This is a genomic window from Asticcacaulis sp. P2_C5, assembly GCF_056404555.1.
Genome location: NZ_JBFUDU010000001.1, coordinates 546,800 through 559,505, shown reverse-complemented (window position 1 = coordinate 559,505; position 12,706 = coordinate 546,800). Strand labels below are relative to the sequence as shown.

The window sequence follows — 12,706 nt, the reverse complement described above, 5'->3', positions numbered from 1 at the left end:
AGGGGGACCGCACGAGGAAATGCGTAGCGTAGCGGAGCTTTGACGAGATGTGGTGGTGGGGTTTCTTACTGCCTTAAATATGTTCGGCCGACTTCGACAGTCTATACACGCCCATCAGCCCTTAACCTGCGTTTGACATCGGCCATTATATCCAGAAGCGTGCGATCGCTGACCCCGCTGTTTTCGGCCTCGCGCAACACGGTGTCGAGACGGTCCTCCTGCACACGGCGGTCTTGACCGCTCTCAATATGATCGTTGCTCATCTAACCTCTCCTCGCATCACATTTTATCCAAAGGCGCAAACCCGCACGCCAGCAAATAGGCATACGTCCCGTCGTAAAACTCCGGTGGCCGCGTCGCATCCCCTGCGTCGCCCTTCGGCACGAAGACCACCAGCCCCTGACGCGCCCGGGTCAGGATCACCCGATAGGCGTTCTTCAGATACAGCTTGCGCAGGCTGTCCCTCACCGACTGCCATTTTGTCCCCTTGAAATTCCACGCCTGCCAGTCTTCACCGTCGAAGCGCCAGTCGGCGTCCCAGCACACGCCCGTATAGTCGAGTTCCAGCCCCTGGACATCGAACTCGCTGGCTACGTCTTCGAGATAGAAGGACGACCGGACATCGCTGCGATCGTTCAGGAACCAGTTGGGCGGATCTATTCCTGCCTTTATGTGCAGACCTTCCGGGCGCAGCCGCATGGCGCCCGAGGACGCCACCAGTCCGTACCGCTCCGTGCCCCGCGCGGTCGCCCTGAGCCAGGCTCGCGCTACGTCAAGGTCGCGCGTTAGTCTTAACGGGTACTGTTCCAGTTGCACCACCGCCCGCCGCGCCGCCATGGCGGCGCCATTCAGCAGATGCGCGATAAAGTCCGACAGGGTCTCGGCGCGAAACGAGCGCATCGACACGCCCAGATGCAGTTCGGGCCTCAGGCTCACCTGCTCCCGGGTGATAAAGGCCTGTGCATTGCGGTTCAGATTATAGTCCGCTTGCACGATCTGGTCCGAGGCATAGACCCGCCAATGTGGAAAACGGTCCTGTATGGCGACCATCCATTCCGACAGCCCGGCCTCTCCGGTATTGATCTCCTGGCCGCCGCCGACCAGGCAGATGACCGTGCACCAGTCTTGATGCCGGTCCATGACGTTCAGCAGAAACTCGGGTTCCGACATGTCGAAGCCCGGCACATTGCGTTTGCGCTGCATAAAGCTCGAGGCCTGGGCCCGGGTCCAGGCGCGTTGGGCCTCATCAAAAATGACGATGTGGTCGGAGGGCGTATCGTCGTTCGTCGCATAGTTATCGCGAAAGGCATGGATGTTCTGAATAAAGGCATTCACCTTGCGCTGGACATTGGCCTTGGTGCCCTTGCGCGGGTCATGCTGATCGCGGGCCAGCGCCTCTCTCAGGACATCAACAAGCGGACCATTGCCCGACAGAAATGTCGCGTGATCGGTCGTCGCCATATCACTTCGTGAAGTTGCGACATGAAGTCCGGCCAGGGTCTTGCCGGCGCCCGGCACGCCGGTAATGAAACAGACCGATTTTTCACCGCGTGTCCTGGAACGGCTGATCACCTCCGTCACAGCGGTCTGGGTACGCCCCATATTCAGGTCACCGGCATCGTTCCGGATAATGTCATCGACCGTATGGCGCGCAAACAAGGTACAGGCGGCCTGAATAATCGTCGGTGTGGGACGATAGCGGCTGGCCGCCCAGGCTTGCGCGTCCATGCCGGTCTTATGGGCCGCGCTGACCATCCGGACCACGCTTCCCAGATCCTTGACCGCAAGCAGCAGCGGTTGTTCAACCTGACCAAAGGCCAGTTCCAGTTGCACGTCCCGCGACTCCGTCGCCAGGGTCGGCAGCAGGACCGGCACGATCGACAGGTGATGACTGCCTTCGTGAAAATTCTTCAGGTCCAGAGCATAGTCCTCGACCTGTTCGATGGCATGGCGATCAAATTGGTCGCTACCGACCTTGAATTCGATGACGAAGATGCAATCGCCCACGGCCAGCACGACATCGGCGCGCTTGCCCATGCGCGGAATGGCGAATTCGAACCAGACGGTAAAGTCGGGGAGATCTTCGAGCGCGTTTCGAAGTATCCGGATTTGTTGCAGCCACGCGCCCTTCTGGTCGATGCCGAGGTCGAAATGGTGCCAGCGCGTCAGTTGCCCCAGAATTTCATCGATCGAATCGCTGAAGAACCTGGCACGATCGGCAGAATAATAGGCGCGCATCCATCCCCTCCGGCGAGCTACCCGAGGGTTATAGGTGACAAACTACCGCCGCGCCAGGACCTCAGCCAGAAGCTGGGGATGATCACGCCAGGCCGGCATGCTTGCCATGTAGGCAATAGTTTCCGTCTCTGCCTGGGCGCGCGGCGAGCCGCGCCGCTCCTGCCATTGCACCATGCGCTCGAACCGCGTTGCAAAATCCTGAAGCTGACCGGTTTCGTCGACGCAGTACTGGCAATAGCGACCACTCTCGATTGGCATGCCACAGCTTTCACAATTATGGCTCATCTCTACCTCCTCTCAGGTGCGAAACCAGTTGGGCGAACAGCCGCAACAGATCCGCGCGGTCCTGCGGCGACATTCGCCCTGCCGCCGCGCTCAGAATATCGGCGTCCAATACGTTGCGTGCCTCGGCCAGCCCCACCTGACCGGCATCGGTCAGCCAGATGAGGCTGCGGCGTGCATCGGCAGGGTCCTTGTCGCGTGCAATCAGGCCCTTCGCTTCGATCGGCGCCAGCATCTCGCTGAGAGTCGACGGCGCGCGGTCGATGTGCCGGGCCAGTTCGCCTGCCGTCATCGGACCGCCCGCCGCCATATGGTCGAGCAGCGCCACCGTCTCGGGGGTCAGCCGGTCACGTTTGTCACGAATTCGCCGCACCGCCCGGCTGTAGGTGGCGCGGAACAGGTCTTCGAATTCGCGGGCAAAATCGTCTTGCATGCCGGGAGGTTAGGCCGGTGAGATTGCTTCGTAAATCCCGAAGGAATCACAATGTAACCGTCGGTCCCAGGATCAAGGCGTAGGCCACGGTCGCCGCCACACCGGCGATGATCCAAAGCCAGTTGCGCTTTACGCTATAGGCAGCGCTCGCTTCGGCCTTGATAAAGCCCGGCAGCCACATAAGGCCGGATGCGCCACCGAAACTCGACGCCGCGGCAGACGCCAGCACGATAAACAGGCCGATCGGATTAAGCAGCCCAACCAGCACCGACACCGTGCCGCCAGCCAGGTAAAAGGTCGTGGCGATGCGCCGTCCGGCCGGCTTATCGCCACCGGTGATTTGGCCCAGCAGTCGCCCGCCGGCCCGTCCAATCAGGAAATACAGTAACCCGCCGGCGACCGCCATGACGCCGCGCCACACCATGGCATTGGGCACGCCGTCCAGGACGGCGTGAGTTCCCGTACCCCAGTCGCCGATTCCACCAATCCCGGAAAAGAGGAAATATCCCGCCCAGGTAAAGCCATCCAGCACGAACATCAGCCACAGGAACAGAGTGAACGTGTTCCGCGCACCCTTGGCCAGGGCGGCCTTTAATGCGGCGTAGGACAGGACACACAGGATCAGATTGACCGTACTGCCGGCGGCTGCCACCGCCTGCCACTTCCACGCCGGTCCGGCCTGGGTATCGCAATCGAAATAGTAGGCGCCCCAGGCGACGGGTTGCGCACCAATGGCGACACAGGCGCCGCCATGGCCCAGTCCCTCATGCATCAGGGTGGTGAAGACAAAGACCAGGGCGGCCATGCCGGCCAGGGTCAGGATATCGGGTTTGCTGTGTGTCATGATATGTGGCCGCCGCCTCCCATGCCGTTTGCCTTAGTCTGGCATGACCGGGACCTGACGTCGAGAGCGAGATTTTGCGGGCCACAAGCGCGCCCGTTAACCCCTATTAACCATGTTTCTGGCAAGGATGAACCATGCAAAGCCTTATCCAGACCGCCAACACCATTGAACCCATGCGCGTCTACGGTCGTGTCGCCGTCGTCAATGGTCTGCTGATCGAGGCCAAGGGCGGCCTCAGCTACATGCAGGTCGGCGCGCGCTGTGAAATCATCCGGCGCCACGAAGACCCCTTGCCCGTCGAGGTCGTCGGTTTCCGTGAAGACCGCGCCCTGATGATGCCCTTCGGTCCGGTCGAAGGCGTCACGCCAGGCGCCGAGATCCGCATCTCGTCCGAAGGCGCCAAGGTGCATCCGACCACGGCCTGGCTGGGACGGATCGTCGACAGTTTCGGCAATGCCATCGACGGCCACGGCCCCCTGCCCCAGGGTCCGGAAGGCTATCTGCTCAAGGCCGCGCCGCCCTCCGCCCATACCCGCGCCCGCGTCGGCGAGCGGCTGAACCTGGGCGTTCGCGCCATGGACGTCTTCACCACCTGCTGCCGCGGCCAGCGCCTGGGCGTCTTTGCCGGCTCCGGTGTCGGCAAGTCGGTCCTGCTGTCCATGCTGGCGCGCGAAGCCACCTGCGACGCTGTCGTTGTCGGCCTGATCGGCGAACGCGGTCGGGAAGTGCGCGAATTCATCGAAGAAACGCTCGGACCCGAAGGCCTGAAGCGCGCCATCGTCGTCGTCGCCACCTCGGACGAACCCGCCCTGAAACGACGCCAGGCCGCCTATATGACGATGGCCCTGTCGGAATTTCTCCGCGACCAGGGGCTTGAAGTTCTGTGCCTGATGGACTCGGTTACTCGTTTCGCCATGGCCCAGCGCGAGATCGGCCTGGCTACCGGTGAACCGCCGACGACCAAGGGCTATACGCCGACCTGCTTTGCCGAACTGCCCAAGCTGCTGGAACGCGCCGGTCCAGGTCCCGTCCTGCCCGACGGCACCCAGGGCGGGCCGATCACCGCCCTGTTCACCGTCCTGGTCGACGGCGACGATCATAACGAACCGATAGCCGACGCAGTACGCGGGATTCTCGATGGCCATATCGTGATGAGCCGCAATATCGCCGAGCGTGGCCGTTTCCCGGCGATCGACGTGCTGAAATCGATCAGCCGGACCATGCCCGACTGCCAGACCATCCCGGAACGCGAAGTTGTGCGCCAGGCGCGCAAGGTCCTGTCGTCCTACACCAACATGGAGGAATTGATCCGCATCGGCGCCTATCGCACCGGCGCCGATCCCGATGTCGACCGCGCGATCGAGCTTAATCCGGCGGTCGAAGAATTTCTTCGTCAGGGCAAGGAGGAATACACGCCTCTTGACGAGTCCTTTACTCTTTTGGCGGAAATTTTGTCCCGGGCTTGATAATTTTTGCGAACAAGCCCAGCGGTTCCCCGCATAAAAGATCGCAGGAGATATCCCTATGCCGAAGTGGGCCAAATCCCTTATCCGCCTGTCGACCTTCGAAGTGGAAACTCTGCAAAAACGCCTGGCTGAGGTCGTCACCCGCCGCACCCATCTCGAAATGAAGATCGCGACGCTGGATGCCGAATACGAACTCGAAGCCGTCAGGTCGTCCGCCGACGCCACCATGTCGCACCATTTCGGCGCCTATAAGCGCGGTTTCAAAATGCGCCGTGATACGCTCGCCACCGACCTGGACCTGATTGTCCGCGAAGAAGACGGTGTGCGCGACCAGCTCGGCATGGCGTTCGAAGACCTCAAGAAGTTCGAACACGTCGCCGAAGTGACCAAGCTGCGCAAAGCTGCCGACTTCAAGCGCGCCGAAAACGCCGCCATGGACGAAGCCGCCCTGCGGATGAAGCGCCCCGCCTGATGCGCCGGCGCGCCCTCCTTGCGGGCGCCGCTGCCCTTGGCTTCGCGGGAATGGCCCGTGCTGCGCAAAAGTCTGCCGCTTTTGGTGATATTTCGCCGCTCAAATCCGTTTCGCCCTATCCCCTCGGAGTCGCCGTCAAGGCATCGCAACTCAGCGATCCCGCCTGGACCCAGCTCGCCGCTGCGCAATTTTCCCGTCTGACGCCCGAATGGGAAATGAAGATGGAATATGTGCTGCAGGAAAACGGGACCCTGCAGTTTGATCGCGCCGATCGCATGGTCGATTTCGCGCGCCGCAACGGCATGGCGGTCCACGGCCACACCCTGATCTGGTACGCTCAGGACGGCGCCTATTTCCGGAAATTGGCGGCAAAGCCCGACGCTTTCCTTAACGCCTATGTCGGCTATATCCAGAGCGTGATGGGCCGCTATAAGGGCGTGATCGGCGGCTGGGACGTGGTCAACGAGCCGATCTGGAACGACGGACGCGGCCTGCGCCCCTGCCTGTGGCAAACCGTGCTGGGCGACGACTATATCGGCCTGGCCCTGACAGCTGCCCAACAGGCCGATCCGCAGGCGACGCTTTTCCTCAACGACTACAATCTCGAACTGACACCGGCCAAACGCATCCGGTTTCTCAAGCTGTGCGAAAGCCTGCTGAAATCCGGCGCCCCGCTGCACGGCATCGGCACCCAGACCCATATCTCCGCCGACCTGCCCCCCCAGGCCCTGACCGCGGCCATTCGCGACATCGCCTCGTTGGGCCTGAAGGTGCATATTTCCGAGCTCGATATTTCCTTGCGCGAAGACCGCCCGACCAATCTGGTCCAGCCACGACTCGACCAGATGCGCGTCTTCGAAGCTCTTATCCGCGCCTATAATGACATCCCGGCAGCCCAGCGCTACGGCCTGACCCTATGGGCGCTGCGCGATCCGGATTCCTGGCTGAATTCGCCGAAGGAACGCAAGGGCCTGTTGCCTGACGAGCCGGCACTGTTCGACACCATGGGTCGGCCGAAACCCCTGGCGCGGACATTTACGGATATAGTTCGTTAAATATCGCGCCGTTCGAAGCGCGGACGGAAGAAAGGGTCTTCCAGTATGTCGCGCTCACCGGGCTGTTTTTCGGCTGCGGGACGCACGTCCTCGATCGTGTCAGGCGTCGGCACGTCGAATTCAGCATTGGCCTGGGGCGGCGTGACCGGCTTGATGACAGAGGGTCCTGAACCGGCGGCGGGCGCATCAAGTTTTTCCTGATATTGGCGCAGGACACGCAGGTCCTCGGCGATGCTCATCACCGCCATAAAGAATTCGCAGCACGCTCGCCATAGCAGGATGGTGATCAGGATCGACAACCAGCCGATGATCAGCAACGGCAGGGATAGGACCCAGCCCATCACGGTGCCGTCCTTGAGACCGGAACCGACGGCCACGCCCAGGGTGGCGCAGGCGGCAATGATCAGAAGACCCAGTCCACACCAGTAGACGATATGGACAATCGGCTTGGACACCAGCCGGTCGAAGGTTAGCAAATCCATCCAGATATCCCGAGGCCGGGTGGTGCCGAACACCTGTCTGATAATGCTTTTCATATGGCTAGCCTGACGCGCGAAAATCGACTCTTTGTTATAACCTAAAAGGCGCTATGTCATGGAAATGTCAAGCGGTTCTAAGGGTTCTACAGTGTCAGATGTTGCGCGATCAATGTCTTGCTACTGTTGGTGACGCCAGCCTCGTCAGCCAGGCGCGGCCATTGACGCGTTGCGCTTACGACGCGATCGATGATATCGGTCGCCGATTTCAGGCCATGTTCTGCCGCCAAAAGCCGGAGACTGGCGAGCCCGGGATTTCGGCCCTCTCCCATGACCGTTGTGCTCTGTTCCCCGGCCGGCCCGGCTGAAAAGGTCAGGTCATAGACCGGAGACAGGCGCCACTGCCCATCCGCGTTCATCAGGAAGGCGAAGTTCTTGCTGTGGTCATCGCGATTGTGGGCCAGGACGTTGAAGCAGGCCAGGGTGAAGGCCCGCTCGATCTCGGTTCGGTTGCGGGTGAGCGCCCCTGTGACGCGCAAAATCATATCATAGTCCAGGCTCGGCACACGGTGATCGGCATGGATCAGACCACAGAGAGAATGCATGTGGATTCGTTGGTCGCCGTTGCGATCGAAGCGCTGCGTGCCGAAATAGGCACCACCGGCGGTGCGAAACAGATGGGTCGGCGGCATGTCGAGGCCGGCGACGCGCGCCATCAGGCTATAGGCATATTCAACGGCGCCTGCGTCCTCGGGATCGCCCCGAGCTGTGAACTTGATCAACCACGGGGCGGCGCCTTCGAACATGTGACTCGATATGCGCGCGTGGTCGGCGCTGACGGCCGCAACAATCTTGGGCCGGGCACCCTGGGAGGCGCCGTTCAGCGCCAAGAGCGAATCGATGACGGTTTCAGCCTCGCCGGCCATGACCTGATCGGCTTCATGCGCCAGCCTGTCCAGTTCGACGACGGTCGGTACATCGCCGGCTTCGTTCAGATCGGGCTCATAGGACAAGGCACCCATGCCGCCCCTACCGACGCAGGCCAATCGATCAAGCGGCGTCAAGGCGAGATGGTTGACGCCCAGAGTCCGCATTCTTCGATCGAGTAACAGGCGCCCCCAGCCATCGGGCAGGCTGTCATTGAACAGGCCGAAGAGGCCTTCAAAGGGTGTGAAATCAGCCGCCTGCACGCCCGGAGTCCTGGCCAGCCGGAAGGGTGACAATTCGACATCCGAGGCGAGAAAATCCGGATCGTATTCAAACCACACGCGACGGTCGCGCAGGGCCAATCGGCCGACGGGACGGCGACCGATGGCATCGTCCAGAAATACCTTAAGGAGGGAGGTTGGTGTGAACGTCATTTACGCCGCCCACGTTTCCGTTCGGGTTGCGCTGTCAGCAAATCATCGAGCGAGCGAGGCGCGGCGGTGTCCGCCAAGCCGGCTGCCAGGTCATAAAACCGGTCGAGACAGCCCAGGGCCAAGGCCAGGCGAAGAAGTCCATCATAGGCAACCATACCCGTTCTTTCGAAACGCTTGAGCGAGCCCAGGCTGACGCCTGCGCGTTCGGACAAGGCTTCCTGCGTCCAACCCTGTCTCAGGCGAAGGCGTCGGAAACCCTCGCGTGTGGCACGCAGCACGTCCTGGGAGGAATAGAGATTAAGGGCCAATATATTATCTATTAAAGAGATATTTTGTCATCAAGGGATAACATAATATCTATTAATTGGCAATTTAAGATGTCGAATAGGCCGGGCGAAAAGGTTGAATCTGTTGGGTCACGCGCTCTTCATCGCCATGTACCGCGATCGCATCTGCGGCGGAAAATGTTCGATAGCATAGCGCAGCACAGTGCGCGGCATGACGGCGGCATGGATTTCGAGGAACTGTTCAAGGCGGGGACCATCGAACTGGCCGGCCCAGCGCAGCACGCCGCCGACCGCCTTATGGATCAGGTCGTGCGGATCGTGCAGCAGACGTTCCGCCAGGGCGAAGGCGTCATCCACCTGTTTCTGACGCAGGAAGTACTGGGTGGCGACAATGGCGGTGCGGCGTTCCCACAGGCTGTCCGAACCGGCCAGATGATACAGGATGTCGCGCGGCTTGTCCGCCAGGTAGCGGCCGATAACGAACGGCGCCGCGACATCGACAAGGTCCCAGTTATTGATGGCGTCGTGCCGGCGCAGGTAAAGGTCATACAGTATCTTGCGCTGGGCTTCCGCCGTCTTGTTGCGCCGCGCCTGCTTGTCCATGATCGACATGCCGCCGGCCTTGATCTCGTGAAAGTCGCCATCCAGCAGGTTTTCGATCTCGTCCGCCGGCATGTCGATGAAACGCTTGGCCAGATCGAAGACCTGGCCCATGCGCACGCCCATAAAGCGGTCACCCTCTGCGTAATCACCGGGCCCCGTCTTGAAATAGCGCAGATATTTGCGGGCCTCTTCCGCATCGCGCAGGGGCTGCAGGGCGGCGATAAAAGCAGCGGCGGTGAGGTTGGTCATGGCGCGGCCTACACCTGACCGACTGTCTTCAGCCGCACCTTGGGATGGATTTCATTCTGGCTCATCACCACCGTATTGGCGCGGAAGCGTTCGATGATCGAGCGGACGAACGGCCGGATCAGCGGCGAGGTCAGCAATACCGCCACTTCCCCGTTCATCGACACGCGCTCGAAGACGTCGCGCACACTGCGGATAAATTCCTGCAGATGCGACGGCGCCATGGTCAGTTGACGATCCTCGCCCTGGCCGACCAGGGAACTCGAAAAGGCATTTTCCCAGTCGTGCGACAGGGTGACAATCGGTAACGAGCCGTCGTCCGAACGGTTCTGCCAGCACAACTGCCGCGCCAGGCGCGAACGGACATGCTCGACCATCTGGGTGATCGACTTGGTATGCGCGGCGGCCTCGCCCAGGGCCTCCAGAATGGCCGGCAGATCGCGGATACTGACGCGCTCCTTGAGCAGGGCCTGCAGCACGCGTTGGACGGTCGCCGCCGATACCACGGTCGGAATCAGATCGTCGACCAGCTTCTTGTCGTCGCCCGGGATGTCGCGCAGCAGCTTGCCCAACTCGGAATAGGACAGCAGGTCGGCCATATTGTCCTTGAGGATCTCGGTCAGGTGGGTCGTGATCACCGTCGCCGGATCGACAATGGTGTAACCCAGGAAGGTTGCTTCCTCACGCAGGGCGTTGTCGATCCACGTCGCCGGCAGACCGAAGGCCGGTTCCTTCATATGCTCGCCCGGCAGTTCGACCTGTCGCCCGCTCGGGTCCATGGCCATCAAGGCGCCGATACGCACCTCGCCGGCGCCGGCTTCCATCTCCTTGATGCGCACGCAATAGCCCTGGTTGTTCAGGCGCATATTGTCGAGGATGCGCACGCTTGGCATGATGAAGCCGAACTCCTGGGCCAGGGTGCGGCGCAGGGCCTTGATCTGGTCAGTCAGCTTGCGTCCGTCGAGATCGTTGATCAGCCCCAATAGCCCCAAACCCAGTTCGATCTTGACGTCATCAATGGCCAGGGAGGCTGAAATCGGTTCATCCTCGGGCGGCAGGTTACGCATCATCTGGTCGTCGATGTCGGTCTGGGTTGGTGGCGGCGGTGTCCGCCCCACCTTCCAGGCCAGAGCGCCGGTTGCCAGGGCGATAGCGCCGAAGAAGAAGATCGGCATGCCGGGCACCAGGCCAAGGACGCCCGACGCCGCCGACACCATACCCAAGGCGACGGGATTACGTGCCAACTGCACGACCAGGGCCTTGTCGGCCGAGCCGTCGACGCCCGCCTTCGAGACCAGGAAACCGGCGGCGATCGAGATGATCAGGGCCGGAATCTGGGTGACCAGGCCGTCACCGATGGTCAGCAATACATAGGTCTGGGTGGCTTCGCCCGGATCCATGCCGTGGCTGAAGATACCGATCAGGATGCCGCCGACGATATTGACCAGGGTGATGACAATACCGGCCACGGCATCGCCGCGCACGAACTTCGACGCACCGTCCATGGCGCCGAAGAAACCGGATTCGAGTTCGACCTCCTTGCGCCGGCGCTTGGCCTCGTCGGAATCGATCATGCCCGACGACAGGTCGGCGTCGATCGCCATCTGCTTGCCCGGCATGGAATCGAGGGTGAAGCGCGCCGCCACTTCGGCGATCCGGCCGGAACCCTTGGTGATGACGACGAAATTGACCAGGACCAGGATGGCGAAAAGAATGCCGCCGATGATGAAATTGCCCTGGGTCATCATCATGCCGAAGGCCTTGATCACCGCCCCGGCGGCCTCCTCGCCCTCCTGGCCGTGGGTCAGGATGATACGCATCGAGGTGATGTTGAGCGCCAGACGGAACAGTGTGGTGACCAGCAGCACGGTCGGAAACGAGCTGAATTCCAGCGGCTTCTTGATAAACAGGCCGGTCATAAGGATCAGAATGGCCGAGGTGATCGACAGCGACAGCAGGATGTCGAGCACGAACGGCGGCATAGGCACGATCAGGATCACGATGATCGAGATCACGCCGATGGCCATGATGACCTCGCCGCGCTTCAGCCAGCCACCAATTTCAGCAAACTTGAACGCCGGCATGGCGGCAGCGCTAGCCAAACCTGGCCTCCCGTACACTGAACATGGCACCGCGCACGGGTGCATTAAGCTAGGCAAAATTTACCCTATTGAGGGTAAACAGGGTGTTAAGTTTTCAACCGGCCTGCATGTTGGTGGAAGTATTAATCGCAAATCGCCATTGCGTATTGCTATGACTATAGCAATTTGTTATATCACGGTTATGAAGACGATCGTTTATTCGAAAATTGCCGAGCGCGCTTTCGAAGCTCTACCTAACCAGATTCAGGAGCGTATCGAAAGCGGTATCGAGCGCTATGCCTTAACCGGCCACGGCGACATAAAGGCTCTTAAAGGCCAGCCCTGGCTTCGTCTTCGAATAGGTGATTACCGCGTGGTTTTCACAGAGGATTTCGTCGTTATCGATATCATCAATATCGGTCATCGCCGCGAAATTTATGAGTAGGAGGTAGTGACTATGGAAATCTTGCACCAGCAAATTACAGTCAAGGACGAAACCTTTGTTCTCGTTCCGATCAATGAGTACGCATTTCTCAGCCAATATGCCGAAGCTGCCGAAGAGGCTGCCGAAGAAGCTTGGGCAGCTCGCGCCTATGATGAGCACATAGCGGCCAAGGAACGCGGCGAACACATCGCTATGCCGATGGACCAGTGGCGACGTATCCGCAGCGGCGAATCTCCTGTCCGCGTCATTCGCGAATACCGTGGCTTGACCCAGACGGCGTTGGCCGAGGCGTCAGGCGTCGCGCAACCCGAAATCTCGGCCATCGAAGGCAAGACGCGCGTCGGCACCGCCGCGACGTTGAAACGTCTGGCCAAGGCGCTGGGCACGCCGATGGACGTGCTGGTGAGCGACGAATAA

Annotated in this window: 15 protein-coding genes; 5 read left to right on the top strand and 10 right to left on the bottom strand. The window is 60.8% G+C overall.

Features of this window, described 5'->3' with window-relative positions; genetic code table 11:
* Positions 1 to 101 precede the first annotated feature (101 nt).
* Genes AC1DXO_RS02270 through AC1DXO_RS02250 form a run of 5 tightly spaced genes read right to left on the bottom strand, consistent with a single transcriptional unit; the run spans position 102 to position 3,797 of the window.
* Complete coding sequence (locus tag AC1DXO_RS02270) at positions 102 to 263, bottom strand: hypothetical protein (RefSeq protein WP_476976461.1); 162 nt, start codon at positions 261 to 263, stop codon at positions 102 to 104.
* A gap of 16 nt (positions 264 to 279) precedes the next feature.
* On the bottom strand, positions 280 to 2,238 hold the full coding sequence (locus tag AC1DXO_RS02265) for a DUF2075 domain-containing protein (protein WP_476976460.1): 1,959 nt from the start codon (positions 2,236 to 2,238) through the stop codon (positions 280 to 282).
* A gap of 42 nt (positions 2,239 to 2,280) precedes the next feature.
* A complete protein-coding gene (locus tag AC1DXO_RS02260; RefSeq protein ID WP_476976459.1) occupies positions 2,281 to 2,523 on the bottom strand; it encodes a zinc ribbon domain-containing protein in 243 nt (80 codons plus the stop codon).
* Entirely contained in the window at positions 2,513 to 2,953 is a 441-nt protein-coding gene (locus tag AC1DXO_RS02255) for a MarR family winged helix-turn-helix transcriptional regulator (RefSeq protein WP_476976458.1), read from the bottom strand. The genes AC1DXO_RS02260 and AC1DXO_RS02255 overlap by 11 nt, the downstream gene beginning before the upstream one ends.
* Before the next feature lie 46 nt (positions 2,954 to 2,999).
* Entirely contained in the window at positions 3,000 to 3,797 is a 798-nt protein-coding gene (locus tag AC1DXO_RS02250; protein ID WP_476976457.1) for a hypothetical protein, read from the bottom strand.
* Positions 3,798 to 3,931: 134 nt separating this feature from the next.
* Here AC1DXO_RS02250 and fliI point away from each other — a divergent pair, with 134 nt between their 5' ends.
* The 3 genes from fliI to AC1DXO_RS02235 are packed head-to-tail and all read left to right on the top strand — an operon-like array spanning position 3,932 to position 6,790.
* A complete protein-coding gene (gene fliI, locus AC1DXO_RS02245) occupies positions 3,932 to 5,263 on the top strand; it encodes a flagellar protein export ATPase FliI (protein WP_476976456.1) in 1,332 nt (443 codons plus the stop codon).
* Positions 5,264 to 5,321: 58 nt separating this feature from the next.
* Positions 5,322 to 5,735, top strand: a complete 414-nt coding sequence (locus tag AC1DXO_RS02240; RefSeq protein ID WP_476976455.1) for a flagellar export protein FliJ — start codon at positions 5,322 to 5,324, stop codon at positions 5,733 to 5,735.
* Between the two features lie 50 nt (positions 5,736 to 5,785).
* Positions 5,786 to 6,790, top strand: coding sequence for an endo-1,4-beta-xylanase (locus AC1DXO_RS02235; RefSeq protein WP_476976454.1), 1,005 nt, complete (start codon positions 5,786 to 5,788; stop codon positions 6,788 to 6,790).
* Here AC1DXO_RS02235 and AC1DXO_RS02230 read toward each other — a convergent pair.
* From AC1DXO_RS02230 to flhA, 5 genes are all read right to left on the bottom strand, one after another.
* The gene (locus AC1DXO_RS02230; protein ID WP_476976453.1) at positions 6,787 to 7,272 is read right to left on the bottom strand and encodes a DUF4282 domain-containing protein; all 486 of its coding nucleotides are present in this window, start codon (positions 7,270 to 7,272) and stop codon (positions 6,787 to 6,789) included. The two genes, AC1DXO_RS02235 and AC1DXO_RS02230, sit on opposite strands and share 4 nt — an antisense overlap.
* A 140-nt stretch (positions 7,273 to 7,412) precedes the next feature.
* Positions 7,413 to 8,627 carry a type II toxin-antitoxin system HipA family toxin gene (locus tag AC1DXO_RS02225; RefSeq protein WP_476976452.1) on the bottom strand — a complete coding sequence of 405 codons (1,215 nt, stop codon included), beginning with the start codon at positions 8,625 to 8,627 and terminating at the stop codon, positions 7,413 to 7,415.
* Complete coding sequence (locus tag AC1DXO_RS02220; protein WP_476976729.1) at positions 8,624 to 8,905, bottom strand: helix-turn-helix domain-containing protein; 282 nt, start codon at positions 8,903 to 8,905, stop codon at positions 8,624 to 8,626. The genes AC1DXO_RS02225 and AC1DXO_RS02220 overlap by 4 nt, the downstream gene beginning before the upstream one ends.
* Before the next feature lie 138 nt (positions 8,906 to 9,043).
* Complete coding sequence (locus AC1DXO_RS02215) at positions 9,044 to 9,766, bottom strand: DNA alkylation repair protein (RefSeq protein WP_476976451.1); 723 nt, start codon at positions 9,764 to 9,766, stop codon at positions 9,044 to 9,046.
* An 8-nt stretch (positions 9,767 to 9,774) separates the two neighbouring features.
* Positions 9,775 to 11,910 carry a flagellar biosynthesis protein FlhA gene (gene flhA / locus AC1DXO_RS02210; RefSeq protein WP_476976450.1) on the bottom strand — a complete coding sequence of 712 codons (2,136 nt, stop codon included), beginning with the start codon at positions 11,908 to 11,910 and terminating at the stop codon, positions 9,775 to 9,777.
* Between flhA and AC1DXO_RS02205 the strand changes: the two genes are divergently transcribed.
* Together AC1DXO_RS02205 and AC1DXO_RS02200 are read left to right on the top strand one after the other, a co-directional pair.
* Complete coding sequence (locus tag AC1DXO_RS02205; RefSeq protein WP_476976449.1) at positions 11,846 to 12,289, top strand: type II toxin-antitoxin system RelE family toxin; 444 nt, start codon at positions 11,846 to 11,848, stop codon at positions 12,287 to 12,289. The two genes, flhA and AC1DXO_RS02205, sit on opposite strands and share 65 nt — an antisense overlap.
* 12 nt (positions 12,290 to 12,301) lie before the next feature.
* Positions 12,302 to 12,706 carry a helix-turn-helix domain-containing protein gene (locus AC1DXO_RS02200; RefSeq protein WP_476976448.1) on the top strand — a complete coding sequence of 135 codons (405 nt, stop codon included), beginning with the start codon at positions 12,302 to 12,304 and terminating at the stop codon, positions 12,704 to 12,706.